Consider the following 25,353-nt stretch of genomic DNA (forward strand, 5'->3'; position numbering starts at 1 on the left):
TATGAGCTCAGAAATAGAACCTCGTCCGCCACTTCCGCCGTTTGATGCTGAGTCCGCTGCATTAAAAGCGCGTATGGCAGAGAATGCTTGGAATACTAAAGACCCCACTAAAGTCTCACTAGCCTACACACCTGATAGTGTTTGGCGCAACAGAGCAGAATTCCTCCGTGGTCGTGATCAGATCATCACCTTCCTAAAGAAGAAATGGGAGCATGAAACTGAATACCGATTAATCAAAGAGGTCTGGGCCTATGAAGCGAACCGTATAGCCGTCCGATTCGTCTACGAATGGCAGGACAACTCAGGCCAATGGATACGATCCCATGGCAATGAGAATTGGGAGTTCGATGAAAATGGACTAATGGCGCAACGACATGCCAGCATCAATGATGTTCTCATTGATGAAAGTGAACGAAAACTCATTTGGGAAGGTCAACTAAGACCCGATGACTTCCCCAGCCTCACGGAACTCAATCTATAAGAGACGAGCAGACCAGTCTACAGCTTAGCTCGCTCTATAGACTTATCCCAGCCACGCCTCAATGCCTCACGATCTGAAGTATCTATATTCGGACTGAAGCGCCTAACAGCTCCCGTTTTAGCGCTCAGTACAGCTTTCGATTCCCAGAACCCAACAGCTAAACCAGCCAGCGCTGCAGCTCCAAAAGCGGTAGTCTCTAATACCTTTGGTCTCACTAAATCGCAGTCCATTAAATCCGACTGGATCTGCATTAATAACTCACTTTCGCATGCTCCACCATCCACACGTAATTCATCAATTCTATTCTGAGCGTCGCGCTGCATACATTCACGTAGCTCGACCACTTGAAAACTAACGGCTTCCATGGCCGCACGACAAATATGAGCTTTAGTAGATCCTCGGCTAAGCCCTGTGATCAATCCCCGCGCAAAAGGATCCCAATGCGGAGCCCCAAGTCCTACCAGCGCGGGCACAATAACGACGCCCCCACTATCTTTCACTGAATGAGCTAGCTCATTAAACTCTTCCATATCCTCAAAAATCTGCAGTCCATCTCGCAGCCATTGGAACAATGAGCCTCCAACAAACACGGAGCCCTCAAGACAATATTCTCTCCTCCCATTCAATTGCCAGGCCACCGTGGTCAACAAATGGTTTTTCGACTGCACTATCCGATCGCCAGTATGCAGTAATAAGAAACAGCCAGTACCATAGGTGTTTTTCGCCATACCGGGCTCAAAGCAACCCTGCCCAAACAAGGCCGCTTGTTGATCACCTGCTACCCCAGAAATCGGCACACCGCGCCATTTCCCCACCTCTCCCGAGCTATCTACAATCTCTGGTAGAACAGCCCTAGGCACATGAAACTTCTCTAATAAGGTATCATCCCACTGACCCGTCCTGAGATTATATAAAAGTGTGCGACTAGCGTTAGAAGCATCCGTCACATGTCTCTCACCATTGGTGAGTTTATAAATCAACCATGAGTCGATAGTCCCCATACACAACTCGCCCGCATCTGCTCGCCCACGAGCGCCATCCACATTATCCAATAACCATTCTACCTTTGTCGCCGAAAAATAGGGATCAAGCCGAAGACCAGTGATCGCAGAAATTGATTGTTCAGATCCAGCCTCCTTCATTAGTCTACAGGTTTCGGCCGTACGCCGGTCCTGCCAAACAATCGCATTTGCAATCGGCTCCCCTGTAAGCCGATCCCAAAGCAACACAGTTTCGCGTTGATTTGTAATCCCAATAGCAGCAAGATCTTCAGTTGTAGCGTTAGCTTTCGCTAACACTTCTTCCATTGTCTTTAGCTGCATTTGCCAGATTTCGTTAGCATCATGCTCTACCCAGCCTGACTGAGGAAAATACTGGCTGAACTCATACTGAGCAACGGCCACTATCTCCCCCTCCTGATTAAAGAGAATGGAGCGAGAACTCGTAGTTCCTTGGTCGAGTGAGAGCACAAACTTAGCCATACCTAACACCATACGAAGCTGTGGATCTTTTTGGCAAGTCAATCCATTCCAGCCAGCTCTCATCAGCTAGGATACACTTGCAATCTGCGTTACAAAAGTGCAGAACTTCTGCATCCGAATGAGCAAGCTGCACGAACACACACCTCTAACTCATTCTGAAGCATCCGCTCCAGAACACATCGCCATCATCATGGATGGAAACGGTCGTTGGGCTAAACAACGTGGACTACCTCGCATAGCTGGACATAGAGCCGGAGCTGAGTCTGTCCGACGCACCGTGGAAGCCTGCAAAAACCTTGGAGTAAAATTCCTCACACTTTATGCATTTTCGTCTGAAAACTGGAACCGTCCAGAATCAGAAGTCAAAGCACTCATGCAGCTCCTTGAGCGATTTCTCAAAGAGAAGACCAAGGAGATGATGAAGCAAAATGTGCGGCTAAACGCCATTGGCCGAACCGACATGCTTCCGGCTAAGACGCGCAAGCAGCTCGAACTCGCCATAGAAACAACCCAAAACAATACAGCTCTCACCCTCAATCTGGCACTCTCCTATGGTGGCCGCGAAGAAATAGTCGATGCCACTCGTGCTATCGCGGAAAAAGTGAAAAATGGCGAACTCGACATCAACACTATCGACAACGACACTGTCACCAACCACCTTTACACAGCGGGCCAACCAGACCCCTGCCTGCTTATTCGCACCTCGGGAGAACTACGGCTATCTAACTTTTTATTATGGCAACTCAGTTATGCTGAGATTGTCATCCTCGATAAGTTTTGGCCAGATTTCAGCGAGTCTGACCTCACCGCAGCTGTCGCACATTTCAGTGGTCGACAGCGACGATTTGGTGCACTTTAACCCCTCAACGGCAATCCAGACCTCTGGGTTGCACGACACACACACACATGTCAGAAATAGCTACAAAAGATGAACGCACACTCCTTCTAGTCGACACAGACCACGACTACCTTGACTGGGCCACTAAGCACCTCCAAGCCGAAGGCATCCGTATCTTGCGCTGCGACAATGCGAGCAACGCCACCAAAGTATGTGAGAAAACCACAGTGGATCTCGTCATCTCTGACATCGCTCTTCAGCCCATTGACGGGCTCGAGCTATTAAGCCAACTGAAAGCGATCAATCCAGACATCATAGTCATCATCACTGCAGCATTTCCTGGCACAGCTCAAATCATCAAAGCCAGCCAACAAGGGGCACACGATATTCTAAAAAAAGAATCCCTCGTATTTGAGCTCCGCAGCGTGATTGAAAGAGCGTGGCAAGTCATCGAAGGCCGCCGTACCGCCTTTGAACACAAACAGACCATGCCTGACCAAAGTGGTCGACTCCAAGTCATCGGTGTTTCACGTGCATTCCAAGACGTGTTTAAAACCGTTGGACGTGTCGCTCGCACAGACGCTCCAGTACTTATTTATGGTGAGAGCGGGACAGGTAAAGAGCTTGTCGCAAATGCTGTCCACCAATACAGCCCACGGAGACAAAACGAAATGGTAGCCCTCAACTGCGGCGCTATCCCTGAAAACCTTCTCGAAAGTGAACTCTTCGGCCATGAAAAGGGTTCTTTCACTGGCGCAGCCGCCAAGCGCGCTGGCAGATTCGAACAATGCGACGCCGGCACACTCTTCCTCGATGAAATTGGCGACATGCCTCTGCCTGTCCAAGTCAAACTTCTCCGAGTCCTCCAAGAAGGAACCTTCTCACGAGTCGGCGGAAACGAAGTCTTAAGCAGCGATGTTAGAATCGTCGCAGCAACTAACAAAGACCTCGCACAAGAAGTACGCGAAGGACGCTTCCGTGAAGATCTTTATTATCGACTCAACGTAGTAGAACTCCGCCTACCACCACTTCGCGAACGCATCGAAGACATCCCCCTCCTAGCCGAATTTTTTCTCCGTAAAATTTCCCGTAAAAATGGTTTGGCCCGCATCCGCCTCTCAGGAGAAGCTATCACGGTTCTCCAAGAGCACAAATGGCCAGGAAATGTCCGTGAACTGGAAAACACCATGGCTCGAGCCGCTGCTCTCTCCACTTCTGATGTACTACTCGCCAACGATATCCCTATCGGCGTATCGCTCAGATCGGAGGCAGAAATCGACACACTGATCAGCCAACTTTTCTCACTCAGTGCTGAAAATCATGATATTCAACTTTTTGAAGAACTCAAACGGTACGCCCTCAAGCTCTCCAAAAACGATGAAACTAAGGCCGCACAACTACTCGGCATGAAGAGTATTTCTTAAAACAATTAAACGCATTTCTCCAATCTAAACCCAAGGCTTGCCAGAGGTAGCAAATGCAGTAGGATCGCGGCTCCCGGCAAGTTAATTAGCTTTTTTCAATTTTTTAAAATTGCATAACTCATTCACCACAATGTTCCGCAAAACTAGTATCATTTCTACCCTCGGCCCAGCAACTTTCTCAGCTGAAGCCATTGCTAACCTCATTGACGCAGGCGTTGATGTTTTCCGCATGAATATGAGCCACGCTCAGCACGACAAATGCCGTGAGCTCGTGAAAATTATTCGTGATATTTCTGAAGAAAAGAACAGGCACACTGCCATTCTTTTCGACCTTCAAGGACCTTCTATCCGTACTGGTGACCTAGAAGCCCCATATTCTCTCAAGGTCGGTGACAAGTTCGAAATCCGCCGCCAATCCAAAGAAGCCACCATCCCATTTTCGACTACAGTCAATTATGAAGGAATGATGGACGACGTCGCAGCAGGCGCGACTCTCGTTGTAGACAACGGCACCATGCTCATGCGCATTGATGAAAAGTACGATGACTACCTCATCTGCGAAGTTCTCACTGCAGGCACCATCGGCAACCGCCGCCACATCAACCTTCCTGGCACACGCCTCAACCTTCCAGCTCTCACAGAAAAAGACCATAAGGATCTCGCTCTCGCTGTAGAGTGCGGTGCAGACTACATCGCTGGCTCATTCGTTCGAGATGCAGCACACGTAAATGAGCTTCGCGCTGAAATGGAAAAACTCGGCGGCAAGGCTGACATCGTTTCTAAAGTAGAAGATCAGGAAGCGATCAAGAATATCGACGACATTATCGTCGCCTCTGACATCATCATGATCGCCCGTGGCGACCTAGGCATCGAAGTCCACGTTGAAGAACTTCCAATCATTCAGCGCCGTATCACACAGCGTTGCCACGCACTCGGCCGCCGCGTAATCGTAGCGACTCACATGCTCGAGTCCATGATCACCAACCCTACTCCTACACGTGCTGAAGTGACAGATGTCTCCACAGCTGTGTACGAGGAAGCAGACGCAATCATGCTCTCAGGCGAAACAGCCACTGGTGACTACCCAGTTCGCTGTGTTGAGACATTTGACCGTATCGCTAAGCGTATGGAACGCGAAGGTTCAGTTGGAAATGACGCCCTAGCAATACTTGCAACTGACAAGCAGAAGGTTATTCGCGCTGCGACTACACTGGTTGACTCTCTACCCAATGCTCACCTAGTGGTATTCACACGTCGTGGTGACATGGCTGTTCAAGCAGCACTCCTTCGCCCGAAAGCTCCCATCCACGCTTTCGCACCAGAAGCTGCAACTTGCCGTCGTCTAGCACTAGGTCGCGGAATCGAGCCTCACGTCCTTCCCTTCTCATCCAAGCCAATGACCACCATCAATGATGCTATTACTTTCTTGAAGGATAACGTAGGAATTTTAACTGGGACACCGATTGTAATCCTTTCTGACACTCTCAAAGACGACAAGAAACTAGACTCTATCGTTGTTGTTTACGCATAAGCCGTACGGAGATAATATTTCCCTAAACTCCGTCCAACTTTGTTGGTCGGAGTTTTTTCGTTAATGAGTGGAAGAGTTTATCGCATAACGAATCGCTAAAAGTCTAATGACAGCAGTCGTCAGAGCTGAAAGCGAGAGAGACACCTCACTAGGCGCTCCAAAAGCATCTAGAGTTAGGACCATCCCTGCGCCAAATAGAGCCGCTGTTGCATAGATCTCTTTTCTGAAAATGAGAGGCACTTCGTTTCTAATAATGTCTCGCACCACTCCACCAAAAGTAGCCGAGACCATCCCTAAGCCCATACAGGCCCACCAGCTCAGTCCATGCTCAACGCCCATACGAGCCCCCAAGCAGGTAAAAATACCAATACCTAAAGCATCAACAATACTCACAAGCCGATTGTAACGCTGCCACAAATTGCCAAACAGCATCGAAACAGGAACTGCCGCTGCTGCCGCCACGACATAGTCAGGAGAGGTCAAGATGACGGGCGGCAAGTCACCTAACAAGATTGAACGTAGCACACCGCCACCGGCACCAGTGATCAGAGCTAGCAAGAAAAGCCCTAAGTAATCCATCTTCAATTGCTTCCCGGCGAGAGCACCAGAAACACAGAAGATGAACGTCCCAATGATATCCCAGAGGTAAAACATAATGATTCTAGAGGCGACCCTAACACAAAATCAGCAAGCGACCACCTCTATCAATTCTCTCTCCAATCTCTGTAAGTCAGTAATCGGCGCGAGGAATCGCACGCGTACTCGCCAAGCATTACGACCGAGTAATTCGCTCACCAGCACAGCTTTCATTTCTCCTCTCGAGAGATCCCATGCCTCATAATCACCAGCATGACGCCACCCGGAATTCAACAAATGCTGTAAAACCTCTCCTCGATATTCTGACTGCAATATAGGCAACAGTATCTCACGGCACTCTCCAGCCTGAACCACCGTCGCCGCAGCTTCGCATTCCTCAACTTTTAGCTTAGCAATCTCCTCACGCCCATAGTGCCGCCGCGACCATTTTCTAACAATCGGTTGTAAGCGACACGCCAACAATAGTTTCAGCTGAACCAGCGGATAACGAAAGTCACGATCTAACAAACGCATCGGCATCACTGGATTCCAGAATAATTGATATCCAGCTAGCCCCGCTGGACCGTGATAAATCACAGAGCCATCTGATGCTGAAGCAGCTGCACCAGTGTAGACACACCCTTCCCAGCGCGCGCCTGAACCTCTACGAAATTTCTCAGGATGGTCCTTCATCAGTAAGGCCTCAGCCTTCCCATAACCACGTTGCTGTCTAAAATAATTCTTAAGACGCGTCCTACGCCTGTGCCAAACAAACGACGCACCGTGAAAACCGATCACAAAACCTCCATTACGTAATCGCCAACAAAAATCCACATCATCCCCCGCTACACGGTATTGAGCACGAAACCCACCAATCGCATCGAACGCTTTTTTAGTCACCGATAAATGGCATCCTGGAATATGCTCAGCCTCTGAATCACTCAGCATCACGTGGCTTGGAGCTCCAGGCGCACTCGCCACCACTGCCTCATCTTCAATAATCGCTTTCGGCGGAATATTGGGCCCACCACAGGCATCCCAGCCATTCTCGGCATAGGACTTCGCCAACCAAAAGAGATAGTCTTGGTCGACCACACAATCATCATCGGTATAGCTGAGTATTTCACCCCTCGCCATGCTGGCCCCTAAATTTCTAGCAGCACTCAATCCTCCATGCCTAGCTTCTACTAATCTTGCATAGGAGTAGCTTCTAACCACATCTCTTGTAGCGTCACTTGAGCCGTCATCTACCACGATCACTTCATAGTTCGGGTAATTTAAAGCCTCTAATGAAGCCACTGCTTCGCCTATTCTGTCAGCGCCATTATACACACATATAATCACCGAAATCATAGGCATCGGAAAAGCTGGAACCCAATGTTCCGACAAAACTGAGGCGGCAGGTTTGAGCTCCCCACTGCGATCACTCAGTCCAAAGCCCCATTGCGTGTCGGCCTCACCAGCTATCAGCCATTTGTCAGACCAGCTAAAACAGGTCCACCCCGCCATTCCTTCTGACTGGGATGAATGCAAAGCCCAACGCAGCAGTTCCGCTTGCCGCTCCAATTCCAAACTCTCACTGTCCGCACCAAATTCAGAAATGAGGACCGGCCTATCCCCGGCTAAATGATGTAAGCGTCTAAGGTAAGATTGAAAATTTTCGGCATTCTCAAGATACACATTAACTGCAGTAAAGTCAGCATTAGACGGCTCCAAGTATTCAGAACTCGGGTAGTTCGCATAAGCTGCTAGTAAATGCGGAGTCTCCATCTTCACTATCTCGATCAGCTCCTCCAGAGCCTCGCGCACGCTTACAGGGTTTGACCAATTCGCGATATCAGGCCGAATCTCATTAGCCACAAAACAAGCAGCCACAGCTGGGTGCTGCCCCCATTGAGCTAATTCTTTCTTCAGATCCTGCTTAGCCTGTTCAAAAACAACTTGATCCGCCCCCTCGAGAAACACCCGACTCCATTGCCAATCAAATCCCACAAAAACCAACAAACCCGCTTCGCTCGCGGCATCTAATAGCTCCAAGTTCGGTGATGTGTACACACGAATCGCATTGATCCCTAGAGCCTTCATTTTCTGAAACTCCTCAGCATTATTTAGTTGAGGCTCAGGAAATGGCCCATAAGTCACCGCTTTCAAAAAATGCCGACGACCATCGAGCTGGAAAAATTTTCCATCTACTCGAAGGCGTTGCTTGTGAGCTTTTATCACAGCGTGAGACTAAAGCCATAGCGAGACACTTCAATATTGAATCTTCCCCATTTCTAGCTTCACTCGCAGCCATGAGCTTACGCACCGACGATTTCGACTTTCATCTCCCAGATGAACTCATCGCCAGCCGCCCACTGCAAAACCGCAGCGGCTCGCGCATGCTCGTTATTCACCGTGACTCAGGAAAAATAGAGCACCGCAAGTTCTCAGACATTCACGACTATTTCTCCGAAGACGATCTTCTGGTTCTTAATAACACCAAAGTCATCCCCGCTCGTATATTCTCAAACGATGAGTCTATAGAACTCGTCGTCACTGACCGCCCAAACCCACAACTCTGGGAATGCATGGTGCGCCCCGGAAAAAAGATGAAAGTTGGCCGCACAGTCGAAGTCGGCGACGCCGTCGGTACAGTGGTCGAGATTCTTGAAAATGGAAATCGTCTCATTGAGTGGGACCAGTTTGTTGACGTCCATGAACACGGCTCGCTCGCCCTCCCTCACTACATGGGACGTGACAGTGACACAGCTGATCTAGACCGCTACCAAACCGTATTCGCAGAGGAAGAAGGCGCAATCGCAGCTCCAACCGCCGGTCTTCATTTTACCCCAGCAGTACTAGAAAAAATTGATCATACCTTCCTCACGCTACACGTCGGCATCGGCACATTCCGCCCAGTCAAAGCGGAGAAAATCGAAGACCACGACATGCACTCCGAGCGTTTCTCTATTTCTGCAGAAACCGCCGAGCGCATCAACCAAGCAAAATGCGTCACCGCCGTAGGAACCACCTGCACCCGCGTCTTAGAAAGTCTAGGCAGGGAATCTGCCACGCTCGCCGAAAGCCGCGGAGAAACAGACATTTTCATCTATCCAGGCTTCGAGTTTCAAGTCGTCGATCGCCTCCTCACCAACTTCCACCTTCCTAAGAGTACTCTCATCATGCTCGTCAGCGCCTTCGCCGGCAAAGACCTCATCATGAAGGCCTATAAAGAAGCGGTGCAAGAAGGTTACCGATTCTACAGCTACGGCGACTGCATGCTAATTCTCTAGCTTAGTTTTCTGCTAACGACTCGAGCAAAGAGCCAAATAGCAACATAGCCAGTAAGGCTCAGTACGACCATCCACACCATCGCTTCTTTCCATACTGAATAAGGATAGAGTCGTAGACTATAGCACCTCCATGGGAGTATCCATGAGTCGTCTTGAAAAATCCACCAATGCAGTGCGCGAAACATTCCACGCCAATTGTACATCGACCATATACCACCTACCGCAGCAATACCAACAAGCCAAGACACTGAGGCTATTACGATTCTGTTTCTCTCTTTGAATGCAAAGGAAGCAAAAGTAATCAATGCGCTAAATAACACAACAAGCTTTAGGTGAGAAAACTTCTCCTGTAAGTCTTCATAATGCACCACTTCTCTTTGAACTAATCTCCCCCCCTGTAATTCAGAGGAAACATCATCATAGCTTCTGTCAGTCCACAAATGCGCAGCGATAAGCTCACCGTCCTCTTGAGCATATTGTCCAACAGTTGAAGGAGCCTCATACACTTCAGACCAAAGCACTGGACTCGCGACTACTAACAAACTCCCACCTAACAACATCACCAACATACTGAGCGGAGCAAGAACGTATACGAATAGAACTCTAAGTAACCTCTTAGTCCAACACATCTCCGACCTCCTTACGCATCGCCCAAAACACTGGAACACAGCTCATAAGGACACCCAAATTAGCCGCCATCAAAACCCAGATAGTTTCCTGCCCCCAAAAGTAACTAGATGGGTCTACACCCTCATCTAAATTGAGACGAAGCACCTTGAAGAGACTTTGGTAAGATGTGGAGAGCGCATAAACCAGCGTAAGCGACACCACATTCACAATCAGCAAGTTTTCTATCAAAGTCCGCATTCCCAAAAAGAAGCGCGACACGCCGAAACTCCTCATCAGAGCGCTAACATACATGCTCTGACGGAATTCTAACACGGACAGAGTTCCATAAATCAAAGCTACCGCTCCACCAAGAGCAAATGCCATCCCCACACGCATAGCGCCTTGCTGCTTCTCCAACTTTTCTAACTTTTGCTTCATCGCAGCAGCACTACGGATATCCACTTTCCCATACCCATCACGCTTGACCTGATCGTAAACTGCGTCTGTGAGTTGTTCAATCGAAGGCGCGCCCTCTCTTCTCTTAAGGTAGTACACCTTAGTATACCCCTTGTCTTCAATTTCTTGAACCTCAACAGAAGGCACAAACAGTGTATTTCCCTGAAGCAGTTGAGCTGCCACATCATCAGGCTTAAGAACAACACCACGCACTTGCTGATTTACTAACTCTAAATCCACAAGCAATCCTTCTGGCAACTTATTGCTTAGAATAAATGTCGAGTACCCATATCGTAGGTATTGAACCAGCCCGCTCATATCGTAGTCATCATAGGAGACCACTCCATATCTATCTCCCGAGCCACTGCGCGCAGACACTAAAAGCTTTTTTACCGTCAATAAGTCACCCCACTTATTCAACTCCCTAAATCTTCCTTCCGGTGCCTCCAGCTGTAGGTCTTGCGATGACACAGTCTCAACGACTAGCATGTTATCCAAACCAAACTTGCTCACCTCCGCACGGAGGCGCTCTACTTGGACGCGCATAGCAACCAAGAAAATCACTGAAAGAAAGACCATGATAAGAGTTACCAAACAGCGTGCTAACACGCTACCTGGTTGCTCAAACCAACGCTTCCAAGTGTCTTTCCACAGGTAAGAACTTGTTAAAATCCAAGATTTCATCCGCAATTTTATCTAATCGTTGGTCATGAGTACAAATCACAGCGACTCGCTCACCACCTTTAATAAACTTTTCTAAAACCTTTATAATAACCTCGGTATTGAGGTCATCTAGGCCCGACGTAGGCTCATCTAACAAAAGAACCTCAGGCTCCTTAATAAGCGCTCTTGCAATTGTAGCTCGTTGCTGTTGTCCACCAGACATGGAACCTGGTAAACGTTTCATAAACCCCTCCAAACCGAGCTCAGTCATAAAGCGCAATACATTTTCCTCCCGTTGCAGTTTCGAAATACCAGCAAGCGCACCAGCTAACTGCAAGTTTCTTTCGATTGAAGCCAATGGTAAAAGATTCAATTGCTGAAAGACAAAACCTAAAGCCTCACGCTGAAATTTCCTATTAGGTTTGCTGTAACCAGCCACCGAAATCTTCCCTTTTATTGGTGGTAGGTAGCCTCCTAAAATCCTTAAAAGAGTCGATTTACCACAACCCGAATACCCCTTAATAAGGTGCACTCCTGGCGCAAAGCTGTGGCTAAAGTCATTCAAAACCCAGTCCAATTTCGCACCGTAGCGATAGTAAATCCCCTCACAGCTCAGCATAACATCTTAGGGGTGATATGAAATCGCCACGTCGCTCAAGCCCTCTGCAATGACCTTTGCACCTGGCCACAGTTCCGCCACCATCTCCGACCAATCGACTGAATCTGATTTCCCAAGCGCATACAAGGACAGGTCATACTTAGGTATGATATAACAATGCTCAGGTAGTTTATAGATAAGATCACCTTTCATCTGGGTCCCAGTCAAACGGCGTAGCGACCCTCCTTCAGATAGAGGTACAGAAAAAACATAAAATCGTTCTTCGCGTCGTGTGCGCTCATCCTTTACATTCCTATCATCAGAAAATGGCATCATCGTACGGTCACGATCGCGAAGCTGTAGGTAAAGACGTTGAGGTGAGAGGTTTATCCAAGCTGCATTTTCTACTTTGAGAAGACCGTGAATTTCAGAATAATCGTTCAAAGTCGCGATCGTTTCACGGGCTGTAACAGTATATTCAGTTTGCCCTTCCACATACTCTACCTCTAATCGAAGCTCCCCTTGGAATGGAGCAGTATAGACGGAGCGGTCTTTTGCCTGTAAATAAGTACGTTCACTTTCAGCAAAGTCCATTTCCTGTAGACGTAACTGGCCTTTACGTAACTTCTCATCATATTCATCAGCCCAAGCCACCTTGCTCTCGGCCAATGAAAGCGCATCTCTAGCCTCCTTGAGTGAAGCGTCCGAAACAGCTCCTATATCTCCACCAAAAAGCTCTGCAGACATTTCCTCCATAGCTGGATTTTCTAGTATAAGTTCTAGAAGCCTCACCTTACGTCGAGCTTCTAGGAGCTCTTCCTTAGCTAGACGTTTTTGTTCAGGGAGATCTAATTTCTCAGCACGCATATCTTCTAATAAGCGTTTCTCCTCTTGAATAGTGAGTCTCTCTCTCTGTTCAGCAAGAGAATCCACATCCATACGAGCAAAACGCATATCTTTAGAAACTGTATTCACATTCCCTTCAATCTCCAGAGTGAGTATCCCTGCGGCTTCACTCTTTACCTCCAATGAGCGCTTGGGTTGAATATCGACGGATAGGGACTGTAGTGAAATTTCGTTAGACTTCTCAAAATCCCGCCAACTCCAGACAAAAGCCTCCTTCTCAATAAGCTTAGATTCATCATCCACTGTCTCTTTACTACATGAAGATAACAAAAACAGTGCTAACAACACTAAAACGCTAACAATATTTCTTAATGGACATCCTAGCTTCATCGTTTGCTAATTTCCTTTTGCTCTTTCTCTTGGCTAACACGATCTTTCTTACGCTGTTTTGCACGAATCACACGAGTTTCTTGCCAACGCTTAGTAGTCTTAGCCCATCGAGATTCATCGATCAACCAGAACGAAGTGTAAATTTCAATTTCTTTTGCAGCCAATCGAACTTCACGCTCCCTAAGTGAGCGCATCGTACGCATAGCTTTACGCGGATCATCCACTAACCCGCTCTGTACAGCTTTTCTGTACCCTTTCATTGCAGAACGCAACTTCTTTAACTCTGTTTGTATCTCCAACAAACTCTGCTTCCCCTTTACAAGCTTACTAATTTCCTCTCTTTTACGTTTATCCTTTCGCCAATCACTCAAAGGTTTCTCTCTCTTAATTCGGTTCAACTGTTCTGAAACAGTCCCTCGAGTATCAATCGACCAATTCAGAGATGGACCAAAACTAATTTCCTCAGGATCGAAGCTACTATTTGCTGTATCACTATAGAGTGGGGGAGCTGTCACATTAAAATTAGGGCTAGGAAAGAAACGCAGATAGGTATCTAAAATCTCTGCATCCTCAGAGATTTTTTCCAGTGCTAATAAATTGAGCTGTAGCATACCCCAGCGCCCAGAATCTGTAAAATCTAACTCGGATGTCCTATAGGAAATATCAGGTAAACTACGGTAATTTAGTTCAACCTTCCGATAATCACTCATAAAAAAATCTCCAATCTCGATCCGCCAATCCTCATAGCGAGTCTCCCATTCTTGATAGGCCACAAGATAATCTGCACGTAATTTCAGAGCGTCTGCGTCTTCAAGATTAACCAAGCCTTTAGTCAATTCCCCTTCTAACATAATGGCTCGCTTCTCTAATTCTAATAAATACTGACGCTGGAATAATCGGTATAAGGCGATCACTTCTTGGCGCATAGTCTGCTCAGCATTTAGCTGCGAGCCCATGTAGAGAAGTTTTTTTGTATATATCTGCTTCGGTAACCGTACTACTTCTCCCAACGGCAAATATGAATACACACGTAGATTAATATCATCAAAGGCCTCATCAATATTCTCAAGCTCAAAAGAATCACTAACTCCAACAGAAACTAAAGGAATTAAACCCGTCCATACGCGTTTTTGCTGATTAACGGCATCCTCAACTTTAAAATCCGCCTGCAGTAGCCGCGGATTATCCATGTACATTTTTTCTAGTGCTTGATTCCAATTTACTTTCAGCTCACCACCATCAGCACCCGCCATCTGCCTTCTCAGTTCTTTTTGGAAACTCTCTTCAATTTCACCTCTATTATCTGAGACTCTTTTTTCTGGAGACGTCATCACATAGCAAGACACCTGAATAGATGTGAGCAAAGTAAGACTGATCAGCCAAAAGAGAATTTTTAGATCCTTACTACTAATGCTCATCCTCTTATTTATATACTCTACAGAACAACAAGGTGGTCTCAATCAAAAAAAGCTCGTGCGCATGCACGAGCTATAAATATAGATTACTACTCTGCTAATTAATCAACAGAAAGCACTGAAATCACTGCGTCATCAGCATTCACTACGCTAATGTAGCTATAAATTTCAATGTCTGGAGTTGTCGCCCCAAGTGAATACACATTCATCGCTCGAATTACAAACACAGATCCAGATTCAGAATCAAAATCAAAACCAAAACCATTGTATAGAATCAAGTTTCCAGTATCCGAATTAACTGAGAACACCATATTCTCAAAAAAATCAGACGAAACCGAATTAAAATATACTGCCAGAGCTGCATTATCTGCAAAATCTGACAATGCGGCAGTATCACTAGATGCTAGATAATCATCCAAATACCCAACCAGTACATCTTCTATATCATCAAGGTCACTACCGTAATCCCCAGTTTCATTTTCGTAATAATCAATTTCTAAAATATTATCGGTATCGTAGTCAAAATGGTCAGTAAAAGCAAATGAAGTAAATGAGGCATACTCATCTTCTTCAGCCTCGAATGTATACTCCCAAAATGAAAAGCTCAAACCACTGGGACCGTCTAGTGAGGCATAGTTTTCATCTTGAATTGTGACGGTATATGTGGAACCAGCCACATCGACTGTAATGACATCACCAGCATTGAGGGACTGGGGAACGTACTGCCCGGTATCATCTCTAGCATCTAGTACATCTTTTACTTCATCACTCACTTGATCGGAGTCACAGGATGATAACAGGAACACTCCCAACAATAGTGGCGATACAAAAAGTTTCTTAATAAATTTCATAAACAAATACTCTAGTTTGCACCTCAAAAAAAGTGAGGGATGCAGATATGTCGTCATGTAACCACCATTGTCAAAATAAAAAACCATATGATTCTATACTCGATTACTTCTACATGGAAGAACTCCAAGTAGTTAGTTACTGTAGAAGATACTGCTTGATCTTTTTCTACCAGGGCGTTTTTGACATCTACGATAAACAGCTAGCGCTAACTTAGAAATTCTTCTTCATGTGACATTGGATCGAAAATCGACTTCAGAGAACGCGACTCTTTCAAAGTTTGATTAGCTATGTGACTTCGCCAGTCATGCTTGAGCTGTTTAAAGATGTCATCTCATGATGTAGAAGCTGATGAAATAAATACTACGAGAACCAAATCTGCGCCATTTCTCAACTGAATCCCTGAATTTCCGATTTCCATCCAAACCAAAAAAGTGCAGCGCTACCCACCATGGCAGTTTAACAACACAAAGCTCATTCAGTAATTCTAAGAATAGATTTTGACAATCTTTCCTTGTTAGCTATTTACATTACTCACATAAATTCTGAACCACAATATGGATACTAGCATTTTAAAACCACTCCCTCTTATCGGCCTCGTTCTGGGTTTATCTTTTCTTGTGGGTTGCGATAGCGGCAACCCTGAAGACGAAACTGATGAAGAGTTAAGCAACATCACTCAGCGCGGCCTTAGTTTATCAGAAGCTCAAAGCAACCCCACAGGAACGCCTGGCTTCCCCTACAGACTAGAATCTGGAGAAACCATCACTTTCACCCCAATTTTAACAGAAGTGGGTGCATTTTTAGAAGAAATTCCTCTAGGTACATTTAACACGGAGTCATCAACCTACCTTAGACAAGGTGCTACTAGCGGAAGTATTTATTTCCCAGTTAAAGAAGATACATTTCGCTATCTCTACTCTACATCCATTGGTGAGGGAACTGATGACGGAGCTGTTTCAACTCAAACATCTGCAGTTATACAGTACGCATTTGAACACGAATTCACACGTTTAACAGACTTCATTCCACGAATGGAGGCAATCCAAAACAACTCATCAATCGCCCAATCGCTTGATGACGCAATCAATGGAGGTGGCAACGTCACATCAAGAGACAACACTATCATTGACGCTATTAGTACTGCTGGTATCGCAGCCACATTACTCAGCGAAGTTCTCGTAGGAGATACTTATGTCATTGGCAGCCCCGGAGCAGTAAGAAGAACCAGAACTATATCCCTTTATAATATTGACTCCACCAACGCCAATTTAGACTCTAACAACCCAGTTATTACAGGTCAGTACACCGTACTCGACGAGTGGCAGCAAATCACTTTCCTTGAAAGTAACGACAAAGACTACCTCGACCTCTACCACGATGTGAGAACTGGAGCAGACATCATCGAGAATGAAATTGAAGAAGGCACATTCATCATCCGCCTCAACGAACTCGACTAAGAAAAGCTCAAAACACAGTATATTACTGCAATGAAAATTAGACCAATTATAGCATCCTTCATTTCCGTCACATGCCTTACAGCAATTTTATCCTGCAGTGGTGATGGCGAGAGCGACCTTACTGTAGAAGAACGCGACAGCCTAAGAGCTGAAAGCCTCGAACCCAGTGGCATAAGCCTCGGTGACGTAATCATATGGAACACTGACACCAATGCAGACGCCTACACCGACCTACTTACATTTAGCACTAATGGAGACACTTTCGCTAATGACACTACATACGAGTACACTAAATCTGGTGAATACTTATTCGTAGTCACTGGAGTCCCTGGATCTGAAAGTGAAACGAGACTACCTATTTCCCTCTACAGCAATATTGGAGATTTCGGAACAGGAACAGTATTAGGCAATAGACTAAGAGATCTACTCCATAGAGATACAGCTGACTTCACTAATGATGAACTCACAGAGATCGCGAATATACTCAACCCGAGTGGGGCGGGATTAACCGTAAATACTAGTGACAATGAAATTCTAATTGTCAACAATCTCACTTGGACTCATAGCGTCCAATCAGATCGAGGTGATCAGATTAGCGGAACTATGGGAGGAACCTACATCCTAGATGCTTCAGTTTATTCTATTACATTTAGACGACCTACTGCTGAAGAACAAGCCAGCCTTAGATTCATTGACGGAGACTCGGACTGGATGCCTGCAGTAAATACCTCAGATTTCAGAACTGAGGACAGGATCGAAGAAGGGTTCTTTAGAATTGAACTAGTTAACTCTGTTGACTAGATAAGCTTTATCGACAATCAGACTTCAAAGCACATCATTACGTGATGTGCTTTTTTATTAAACTAAACGCCTCAGTAAATGCACGACTTCCTCCAGCCAGCCACCACCTCACTGAAGGTATGTGGTATCACTCTCGAATCTGATGCACGCCGACTTGTAACTGAAGGAATCCCCGCGCTCGGAGTAAACTTCTGGCCAAAATCAAAACGCTACCTCGCACCCGTAAAGGCTGCCGAGTTCCTCCCCGCTCTAAAAGGAAGGATCTTGCGAGTTGGCGTTTTCGTCAATGCCCCGGCGGCTGAAGTACTAGAACTACTAGAAAATGACGTGATCGACGTCGCGCAGTTTCACGGTGATGAGACACCAGAATACTGCGCACCTTTCGCCGAGAAAGGACATCCCTTCATCCGTGCAATTGGTGTAAAAAACGCAGATTCTTTAGCAAATATCCATGACTATAAGGCAACTGCGATCCTCTTGGACGCTCATGCCCCAGGAGTCTACGGCGGCACCGGTGACACCTTTGACTGGAATCTTGCCAGCGAATTCATCAAGGCTAACCCCAACCTTCCAGTCTTACTCGCAGGTGGCATCACCGCGGACAATGCAGCTGAAGCCACCTCAGTAGTTCACCCAGCTGCGCTCGATCTCGCATCGGGCTCGGAATCTGCCCCTGGAATCAAGGATTTTGAAAAAATCCGAGCTATCAAAAACGCAATCAACTCAGCTCAATAACGCAATTGTCTTGCAACTTTGAGCCACCAATTTTACGAATACTTACGAGAGTCACTACTCCCACAATTTTTGCTGAGTCACCTCCTCCCTCGCAAATGTAACATCTAAAACATAACACATTAGAAAAGTGAAAGGTTCACCGATTATCGCCACCGCCATCACAATCCTTGTTCTCTTAGGACTCTACATGGGCATGCGCACCATCTTGCTTCCCGAAGATCCTAAGCCACAACCTGGCGAACACGCAGATCACCATGGCCACAACCATGAAGCCCCTGCCTCCAATGGTGGTCACGATGACTCAGCGCTAGAGACATTCTTCGAAATCTATTTCTCATCGACACCCAAGTCTCTCTCTATTTCCCAACCCTCCACCGAAAAGGAGATCCTCATGGCAAGTGAGTTTGACTCCCCAGAATGGACTGGCTCTGGAATCGTCAGCCTTGACGGCCATAATGTGGAACTCCAAATCGACGTCGAATGGGAAAACCCAGCTGAAATGAATATGATCGAAATCATCGTCAGCCCAGCAAAACATGCTTCACGTAGCAAGACTCTCCGCAACGATGGCAACATTTCTGACATCGCTGACTTTGCTTGGTAACTCACATTGTTAGAAAGCGTCCTTATCGACACCTCCGAACATAGTTGTTGTGCACACCATCACGATCACCACGATCTCGTGATCGATCAGCTTTACGTACAGTACCGCGACATCACTGCCCTGCAGGACATTTCACTCAATACCTCCTGCGGTAATCGCGTAGCGCTCGTTGGCCCGAATGGCGCAGGAAAGTCCACCCTCCTCAAAGCTATTGCTGGTCTCGTTAAGAAATCAAAGGGAACTATTAGCTGGCGTGGCACACAGATCAAAAAATGGTCCAAGGAGTTCGCTTACCTCCCTCAGCGTGAAGAAGTCGATTGGGACTTCCCGATCACCGTTCGTGGACTGGTAGAAATGGGCCGCTACCCACAGCTCGGCATGTGGAAACACTTCGCTAAAAAAGACACCGAAGCAGTCGACAAAGCTCTAGAGTCACTCGACCTAGTAGACCTTCAGCATCGTCAAATCAAACAACTTTCAGGCGGCCAGCAACAACGCGCATTCCTAGCTCGCGCCATAGCACAGGAAGCCCATGTCCTATTGTTAGATGAGCCATTCACCGGCCTTGACCGACCTTCCTCTGAGACACTAGCCGATCTCCTCCAGAAGCTGGCCCTAGAAGGTCGATTAATCATCGCCTCTCACCATGACATGGCGACAGTGAAAATTCATTTCAACCAAGTCCTCCTTGTAAACAAGAGCTCGCATGGCTTTGGAACTTGCGATGAACTCATCACCGAAGACAAGCTCAGCGCCACTTTCGCGCACTAAGCAATGAACAATTTCCTCAACATTGCAGATAACCCTTTTCTGCAAAATGCTCTTATCGGCGCAGCGCTCATTGGTTTTGCTAACGGCTTCTTCAGCGGTTTTGTCAACCTGCGTCGGAATGCTCTCTCCGTATCAGCACTTTCACACACCATGCTTCCTGGCATCGCCATTGCCATACTCATCACTCAAGAACTCACTCAAGCCAACGCCTTCATCGGCGCTCTCTTTGCCTGTCTTACAGTAGGGCTTGGATCCACAGTCGTGAGCCGCAACTCGCGCATCCACCAAGATACAGCGCTGTCGATCATCTACACCACCGCATTCGCCATTGGTATAGCTCTACTCCCCCACCTACCTGTTGCCACCAGTATTCACGACTGGCTGTTTGGAAACATCATCCACATTTCAGAACAAGACCTCCAACTCGTCTTCATCGTGAGCGCTATCACCCTCGTCCTCTCTAACCTCTTCATGCGCCCCATGCTACTCACCTTGTTTGAGCCCAACGTCGCGGCAGCACAAGGCGTGCCTACTCGCTGCATGCAATACCTGAGCTTCACCCTCCTTATTTTCATGTTGGTAACGTCACTCCAAGCAGTGGGAACCATCCTTTCAGTAGGCCTCTTAGTAGCTCCAGCAGCTATTATGTCACTCTACACAGATCGCACTGCTGCCATTTTCTGGGGTGGAGCTATCATCGGCTGCCTCACCAGTATCTCAGGAATATTTGTAGCCCAGCTCATCGATATACAAGCCGGTCCTGCTATCATTATCATGTTAGGCACCATCTTTCTTCTCTCTTTCCTTCTCAGCCCACGCCATGGTGTGCTAAAGAAATAGCCATGGCCTTCACGCAACTTCTAATGATCTTCCTTGGCGGCGGCCTTGGAGCTACCGCTCGATTCAGCTTATCCACCTTTGTTAACTCAAAAACGGCAAACCCTGACTCGATCAATTTCCCTTGGGGAATTTTCGCATGTAACCTGATTGGTTGTTTACTAATAGGCAGTAGCTACGGCTGGCTAAAATCTCATCACCCCGAATGGATCCACCCACTCTTCGTCACTGGGCTATTTGGCGGGTTCACCACCTTTTCCTCATTCACGCTAGATACCCAGATCCTGCTTCAGAACCAAGCCTATCTTAGTGCTGGGCTCTACTCCATCGGCACGCTATTGTTAGGCCTACTCCTCTGTGTGATCGGCTATCAGGTTACATCACAATTCTAACATCATTTTCTCATGCGAAATCTCAAAGACGGTATCCGCTCGCTCGTAAAAATCGATTACTACGGCCACGTTCATAAATACTTCCGCGGCACAGATGCCGAGAAACGCTGCGCCACCGAAGTTAAAATCCTCGAGCAGCTAGAAGAGCGTGGTTGCGACTATGTCCCCAAACTCATCGATTATAAACTCGAAGAGAACTACCTAGTCACCACAAACTGCGGTAACCCAGCTCCAAACATTTCCAGAAAAAAGTCCGACTCACTTTTTAAAAAGCTAGAAAAAGATTACGGAGTGCAGCACGACGACCCAGAACCTCGCAACGTGACTTACGATGCGAAAAGTGGGCAGTTTTGTGTGATCGACTTCGAACTCGCAACCCTCCTCCCCGACCCAAAAAAGACAAATGACTAATGAGTGATACAGCGACATTCCATTGGTCTGCTCAGTCTAAGTCTGGCTCTCGTAAAGCAAAGAACGATGACTCCTTCCTCGTTTTTTCCGCGGGCATAGACGGAGCGACTGAGCTCGAAGCAAACTCCAACAACCCTCTAGATAAAGAGGATCTTATCTTTGCTGTGTCCGATGGCATGGGCGGAGGAAATGCAGGCTACCTAGCCTCCTCATTGATCCTAAAGTCGCTCACCTTCCTCATTCCAAAGACGTTTAAATCTGCAGCTCAAGGCTTCCACCCAGACTATTTAGAACTTCTAGAACAACAGATCAAAGAAGTCCACGCGTCAATCAACGAAAAAGCCGCCTCCTCGGATGAACTTAAAGGCATGGGTGCCACTCTCACTCTCGCCTGGTTTACACCCGAGAACCTCTATGTCGCTCACGCAGGTGACTCGCGGCTCTACCTTTTTCGCAATGGGGAGACCACCCAAATCACCCAAGATCATTCGTTCACGTGGAGAAAATTTAATCGAGGCGTACTCAATGAGCGTCAGTATCGCACCGACCCAAAACGCTCAGTGCTCTGCGAAGTCATCGGCGGTGGCCACCGTCGCGTGCGACCCACTGTAGCTGCCATACCCTATCAGAAAGGGGATCGATTCATGCTCTGCTCGGATGGCATCATCGACGGCTGCTGGGAAAAGCATATCCACAAAGCTCTCAGCGAAAACTCAAACTCGACACGTACCGCTGCAGACGCTCTTATCACTCGCGCCGTTGACAATGACGGTACGGATGATACGACTCTCATCGTCATTGACATTCGTTAAAAAAGTTCCATATGAATATTTTTCATCGAACCTTGGCACAGCTCATGCTTCATCTGCATGCATGAAGCGGATGGGGAACCGCCCCACCACTCAAAAGCAGAACATATCATATCACAATTATGGCTAAATACAGACTAGATTACGTTTGGCTCGACGGTTACACACCCGTGCCAAATCTCCGTACAAAGTGCATGATGCGCGAATTCACATCTTTCCCGACTCTTGAGGAACTTCCTGAGTGGGGCTTTGATGGCTCATCCACACAACAAGCTGAAGGCGGCGATTCCGATTGTGTCCTCAAGCCCGTCGCACTCTATCCAGATCCAACTCGCTTAAACGGTGTACTCGTCATGTGTGAAGTTATGCTTCCAGACGGCTCAGCACATCCATCTAACTCACGTGCAACCATCGCTGATGACGAAGGCACATGGTTCGGCTTCGAGCAGGAGTACTTCCTCATGCAAGACGGTCGTCCAATCGGCTTCCCAGTCGGCGGATACCCAGAGCCACAAGGTGAATACTACTGTGGTGTTGGCTTCAAGAACGTAAGTTCACTCGGTCGTGAGATCTCAGACACACACCTTGACCTCTGTCTCGAGGCAGGCATCAACCACGAAGGCATCAATGCTGAAGTTGCTGCAGGTCAGTGGGAATTCCAAATCTTCGGCAAAGGCTCCAAGCGTTGTGCTGACGAAATGTGGATGGCTCGCTTCCTTCTCGAAAGACTTTGTGAAGAGTACGAGATCGACGTGGAATACCACTGTAAGCCAATCAAAGGCGACTGGAATGGTTCAGGCATGCACTGTAACTTCTCTACTACGTACCTCCGTGAAGTAGGTGGTAAGGAATACTTCCTCAAGCTTATGGATGCATTCGAAGAGTTCACCGAAGAGCACATCGCTGTTTACGGTCCTGACAATGACATGCGTCTCACAGGTCTTCACGAAACTCAGTCCATCGACAAGTTTTCTTGGGGTGTTGCTGACCGTGGTGCATCTGTCCGCGTTCCGCACAGCTTCGTTAAAGATGACGCTTACAGAGGTTACCTTGAAGATCGCCGCCCTAACTCACAAGGCGACCCGTACCTCATCGCTTCCCGCGTCATCAAGACTATCCAGTCCGTACCGACTGCATAATCTCACGCGAGACAGATACTTTAATAAAAGCCGACAGGGTTCACACCTTGTCGGTTTTTTTGTAACTAGAACACTCACAGAATATAGCAAATTCAGGCACTGGTTTCTATCCACCCGAAGTTTTCTAAGAAACCTCAGTCTCAATTCTCTCGGGCGGGATGCTCAGAGACTTCGACAAGCTCTCCATACTCTTCCCCCGCAAACAGCTAGAGCCCTACCCCTAACACGAGAAGATGGCACCCCAGGTCCGCCCCATGATGTGCTTACTACGTAACCATATACTATCACTCTAACAAATAGGAGCTGGAACGACTAACGAGCTCAGTATTCCAGCATTTTACAGGTAAGCGTAGAGACCCTCTCAGCCACTTTCTTGATGGCTATTAAAAATATATCCGTACTAACGTCGTAAATCCTGAGCCATCACCGACAACACTCTGTGCAACTTTCAGCTTATCAAGAACCCAGCCTTACCGGATCACTGAGCCACTCGGAGGAATCTCAAACTACATCAGAGATCTACCCCTGAAGCGCAGTTTGACAGATTCAAAAAACCCCAACTTAAAGCACCTCTCCATCACAGAAATTGACTACAACTAGGGCTTCAGCGAGCATGAGACCCACACTCGGAGCTTTAGAAAATATTTGGGAGTACTCCCAAAGGAGCTAGAGAAATGGGCTCTATAAATCAGCACACCTCTCCAACAATTAAGGCTGGAGCAATAGTAAACCGAAACTACGAGCACTGGGTGCGCTGCTTAGCAATCTAACTACCTAAGATTGACTAAAAAAAAAGCGCACCAGATCTGATGCGCTTTTGAAAGTTTATAAATGTAGTAGATGCTATACTAGCTTCTCTTACGTCTAAGGCCTAACACACCGATTCCAAGCATGGAAAGAAGTGCGCTACTTGGTTCAGGTATTGCAGCAACCACCGCAGCCCCAGTCTCAACATTGAGGGTCCATGAGTTCAAACTCTTTGGATCTCCACCCACACTATCAGCAATAGTCAAAGTCCAGAAACCTGAAGCATCTTCACCATTGAAGGCTGCGAATGATCCACCAGTAGGAGCAAAGCTACCACTAGCAACTGTACCACTTTGAGAAGCACCACCCTGCTCGAAGTTGAAAACAACGAACTCTGTGTCAACACCTTGATCATATGTACCGGTCGCAATCAGGGTAAGAGATGTACCTTCAGCACTTGTAAGAACTAGAGATAACTCATTCCAGTACCCATTAGCGCCTAAACCACTCTCAGTAGAAGTACCATCCGCATTGATTGACCCAGATGAACCTGTAACATTAACAGTCACTGAAAGTCCTGTAATCACATCAGTTGGGACAGGGTTTGACAATGCGAGCGTTGAAATAGCTGAATCATCATCAACAACAATTACATTAGAAGTTGTGTAATCAATTGTTGAAGTCAAGGTGACAGCTTGCGCTGTTGCTACACAGCATACAGCAACACCACCCACGATGCTCATTTTCACAAATGAGCCCGGCAATTTTTGTCTATTTTTCATTATTTTAGCAGTTTACGAACCACACTCAGGAGGAGCATGGGGGTAGGTTTCACTGCATTACAGCAACAGCACGTAACACAGTTAAACTTAGGCAAGCTATAGATCAAACATTGGTTTGAAGTCAACTTCTTCCTCATGAAAAAAATTCAATCTCAACCCCAAAAAAATATGACCATAGACATTTAAACTACAACGACATAGGTCTACCGCCCATATACTCGAAGCGCTCTATCACCTTACCTTCTCGCTCTATCGTTTCTAAAAACATCGCGAGCGGGCGAATCCAGAGCTCACCATCGGTATCGTAAAGCGGCCGGTAGATCACAAATTTCTCATCCGTTTCACTACAGCGGGCTGTATCAACCACTTCGTATTCATTCCCTTTAAAGTGACGGTACTTCCCTTTTTCTAATTCTCTTTGCATGGCGCTACT

At 47.0% G+C, this 25,353-nt stretch carries 26 protein-coding genes; 15 read left to right on the plus strand and 11 right to left on the minus strand.

Going from position 1 to position 25,353, the window contains the following annotated elements:
• The first annotated feature begins 1 nt into the window (after position 1).
• Positions 2 to 481, plus strand: a complete 480-nt coding sequence (locus ACSHX2_RS04200) for a DUF1348 family protein (protein WP_435690888.1) — start codon at positions 2 to 4, stop codon at positions 479 to 481.
• A 17-nt stretch (positions 482 to 498) separates the two neighbouring features.
• Here the strand turns inward: ACSHX2_RS04200 and glpK are convergent, their stop codons facing one another.
• Entirely contained in the window at positions 499 to 2,025 is a 1,527-nt protein-coding gene (gene glpK, locus ACSHX2_RS04205; protein ID WP_435690890.1) for a glycerol kinase GlpK, read from the minus strand.
• Positions 2,026 to 2,080: 55 nt separating this feature from the next.
• Between glpK and ACSHX2_RS04210 the strand changes: the two genes are divergently transcribed.
• From ACSHX2_RS04210 to pyk, 3 genes are all read left to right on the plus strand, one after another.
• Positions 2,081 to 2,821 carry an isoprenyl transferase gene (locus tag ACSHX2_RS04210; protein ID WP_435690892.1) on the plus strand — a complete coding sequence of 247 codons (741 nt, stop codon included), beginning with the start codon at positions 2,081 to 2,083 and terminating at the stop codon, positions 2,819 to 2,821.
• Positions 2,822 to 2,868: 47 nt separating this feature from the next.
• A complete protein-coding gene (locus ACSHX2_RS04215; RefSeq protein ID WP_435690894.1) occupies positions 2,869 to 4,224 on the plus strand; it encodes a sigma-54-dependent transcriptional regulator in 1,356 nt (451 codons plus the stop codon).
• A 130-nt stretch (positions 4,225 to 4,354) separates the two neighbouring features.
• Positions 4,355 to 5,755, plus strand: a complete 1,401-nt coding sequence (gene pyk / locus ACSHX2_RS04220; RefSeq protein ID WP_435690896.1) for a pyruvate kinase — start codon at positions 4,355 to 4,357, stop codon at positions 5,753 to 5,755.
• Between the two features lie 60 nt (positions 5,756 to 5,815).
• Here pyk and ACSHX2_RS04225 read toward each other — a convergent pair whose 3' ends face one another.
• Together ACSHX2_RS04225 and ACSHX2_RS04230 are read right to left on the minus strand one after the other, a co-directional pair.
• On the minus strand, positions 5,816 to 6,409 hold the full coding sequence (locus ACSHX2_RS04225; RefSeq protein WP_435690898.1) for a trimeric intracellular cation channel family protein: 594 nt from the start codon (positions 6,407 to 6,409) through the stop codon (positions 5,816 to 5,818).
• Between the two features lie 30 nt (positions 6,410 to 6,439).
• Positions 6,440 to 8,554, minus strand: coding sequence for a glycosyltransferase (locus ACSHX2_RS04230; protein ID WP_435690900.1), 2,115 nt, complete (start codon positions 8,552 to 8,554; stop codon positions 6,440 to 6,442).
• A 71-nt stretch (positions 8,555 to 8,625) separates the two neighbouring features.
• Here ACSHX2_RS04230 and queA point away from each other — a divergent pair, with 71 nt between their 5' ends.
• The gene (gene queA, locus ACSHX2_RS04235) at positions 8,626 to 9,606 is read left to right on the plus strand and encodes a tRNA preQ1(34) S-adenosylmethionine ribosyltransferase-isomerase QueA (protein WP_435690902.1); all 981 of its coding nucleotides are present in this window, start codon (positions 8,626 to 8,628) and stop codon (positions 9,604 to 9,606) included.
• Here queA and ACSHX2_RS04240 read toward each other — a convergent pair.
• The 6 genes from ACSHX2_RS04240 to ACSHX2_RS04265 all read right to left on the minus strand — a co-directional run bounded on the left by ACSHX2_RS04240 (position 9,603) and on the right by ACSHX2_RS04265 (position 15,434).
• Positions 9,603 to 10,235, minus strand: a complete 633-nt coding sequence (locus ACSHX2_RS04240) for a DUF1461 domain-containing protein (RefSeq protein WP_435690904.1) — start codon at positions 10,233 to 10,235, stop codon at positions 9,603 to 9,605. The genes queA and ACSHX2_RS04240 overlap by 4 nt on opposite strands.
• The gene (locus ACSHX2_RS04245) at positions 10,222 to 11,355 is read right to left on the minus strand and encodes a hypothetical protein (protein WP_435690906.1); all 1,134 of its coding nucleotides are present in this window, start codon (positions 11,353 to 11,355) and stop codon (positions 10,222 to 10,224) included. The genes ACSHX2_RS04240 and ACSHX2_RS04245 overlap by 14 nt, the downstream gene beginning before the upstream one ends.
• Positions 11,294 to 11,953 carry an ATP-binding cassette domain-containing protein gene (locus tag ACSHX2_RS04250; RefSeq protein ID WP_435690908.1) on the minus strand — a complete coding sequence of 220 codons (660 nt, stop codon included), beginning with the start codon at positions 11,951 to 11,953 and terminating at the stop codon, positions 11,294 to 11,296. The genes ACSHX2_RS04245 and ACSHX2_RS04250 overlap by 62 nt, the downstream gene beginning before the upstream one ends.
• 6 nt (positions 11,954 to 11,959) lie before the next feature.
• Entirely contained in the window at positions 11,960 to 13,108 is a 1,149-nt protein-coding gene (locus ACSHX2_RS04255; protein ID WP_435690910.1) for a hypothetical protein, read from the minus strand.
• A gap of 56 nt (positions 13,109 to 13,164) precedes the next feature.
• Entirely contained in the window at positions 13,165 to 14,586 is a 1,422-nt protein-coding gene (locus ACSHX2_RS04260) for a hypothetical protein (protein ID WP_435690912.1), read from the minus strand.
• Positions 14,587 to 14,684: 98 nt separating this feature from the next.
• A complete protein-coding gene (locus ACSHX2_RS04265) occupies positions 14,685 to 15,434 on the minus strand; it encodes a hypothetical protein (protein WP_435690914.1) in 750 nt (249 codons plus the stop codon).
• 555 nt (positions 15,435 to 15,989) lie between these two features.
• On the opposite strand from ACSHX2_RS04265, the gene ACSHX2_RS04270 reads away from it, so the two are divergent.
• The 10 genes from ACSHX2_RS04270 to ACSHX2_RS04315 all read left to right on the plus strand — a co-directional run bounded on the left by ACSHX2_RS04270 (position 15,990) and on the right by ACSHX2_RS04315 (position 23,391).
• On the plus strand, positions 15,990 to 16,892 hold the full coding sequence (locus tag ACSHX2_RS04270) for a hypothetical protein (protein WP_435690916.1): 903 nt from the start codon (positions 15,990 to 15,992) through the stop codon (positions 16,890 to 16,892).
• Positions 16,893 to 16,922: 30 nt separating this feature from the next.
• Positions 16,923 to 17,693, plus strand: a complete 771-nt coding sequence (locus ACSHX2_RS04275; protein ID WP_435690918.1) for a hypothetical protein — start codon at positions 16,923 to 16,925, stop codon at positions 17,691 to 17,693.
• 78 nt (positions 17,694 to 17,771) lie between these two features.
• Complete coding sequence (locus ACSHX2_RS04280) at positions 17,772 to 18,428, plus strand: phosphoribosylanthranilate isomerase (RefSeq protein WP_435690920.1); 657 nt, start codon at positions 17,772 to 17,774, stop codon at positions 18,426 to 18,428.
• A 127-nt stretch (positions 18,429 to 18,555) separates the two neighbouring features.
• Entirely contained in the window at positions 18,556 to 19,032 is a 477-nt protein-coding gene (locus ACSHX2_RS04285; RefSeq protein ID WP_435690922.1) for a hypothetical protein, read from the plus strand.
• A 6-nt stretch (positions 19,033 to 19,038) separates the two neighbouring features.
• On the plus strand, positions 19,039 to 19,803 hold the full coding sequence (locus ACSHX2_RS04290; RefSeq protein WP_435690924.1) for a metal ABC transporter ATP-binding protein: 765 nt from the start codon (positions 19,039 to 19,041) through the stop codon (positions 19,801 to 19,803).
• A gap of 3 nt (positions 19,804 to 19,806) precedes the next feature.
• Positions 19,807 to 20,643 carry a metal ABC transporter permease gene (locus ACSHX2_RS04295; protein ID WP_435690926.1) on the plus strand — a complete coding sequence of 279 codons (837 nt, stop codon included), beginning with the start codon at positions 19,807 to 19,809 and terminating at the stop codon, positions 20,641 to 20,643.
• 2 nt (positions 20,644 to 20,645) lie between these two features.
• Positions 20,646 to 21,032 (plus strand): fluoride efflux transporter CrcB, encoded by a 387-nt coding sequence (gene crcB / locus ACSHX2_RS04300; protein WP_435690928.1) that lies wholly within the window; start codon positions 20,646 to 20,648, stop codon positions 21,030 to 21,032.
• Between the two features lie 12 nt (positions 21,033 to 21,044).
• On the plus strand, positions 21,045 to 21,443 hold the full coding sequence (locus ACSHX2_RS04305) for a serine/threonine protein phosphatase (protein WP_435690930.1): 399 nt from the start codon (positions 21,045 to 21,047) through the stop codon (positions 21,441 to 21,443).
• A complete protein-coding gene (locus ACSHX2_RS04310; RefSeq protein WP_435690932.1) occupies positions 21,443 to 22,255 on the plus strand; it encodes a PP2C family protein-serine/threonine phosphatase in 813 nt (270 codons plus the stop codon). The genes ACSHX2_RS04305 and ACSHX2_RS04310 overlap by 1 nt, the downstream gene beginning before the upstream one ends.
• A 119-nt stretch (positions 22,256 to 22,374) precedes the next feature.
• Positions 22,375 to 23,391 carry a glutamine synthetase beta-grasp domain-containing protein gene (locus ACSHX2_RS04315; protein WP_435690934.1) on the plus strand — a complete coding sequence of 339 codons (1,017 nt, stop codon included), beginning with the start codon at positions 22,375 to 22,377 and terminating at the stop codon, positions 23,389 to 23,391.
• A gap of 848 nt (positions 23,392 to 24,239) precedes the next feature.
• Here ACSHX2_RS04315 and ACSHX2_RS04320 read toward each other — a convergent pair.
• Both ACSHX2_RS04320 and ACSHX2_RS04325 read right to left on the minus strand, forming a co-directional pair.
• Positions 24,240 to 24,920, minus strand: coding sequence for a proprotein convertase P-domain-containing protein (locus tag ACSHX2_RS04320; RefSeq protein ID WP_435690936.1), 681 nt, complete (start codon positions 24,918 to 24,920; stop codon positions 24,240 to 24,242).
• A 187-nt stretch (positions 24,921 to 25,107) separates the two neighbouring features.
• A complete protein-coding gene (locus tag ACSHX2_RS04325; protein WP_435690938.1) occupies positions 25,108 to 25,344 on the minus strand; it encodes a DUF1653 domain-containing protein in 237 nt (78 codons plus the stop codon).
• Positions 25,345 to 25,353: the final 9 nt, after the last annotated feature.

The sequence above is a fragment of the Rubritalea sp. genome, assembly GCF_051252225.1.
GTDB lineage: Bacteria > Verrucomicrobiota > Verrucomicrobiia > Verrucomicrobiales > Akkermansiaceae > Rubritalea.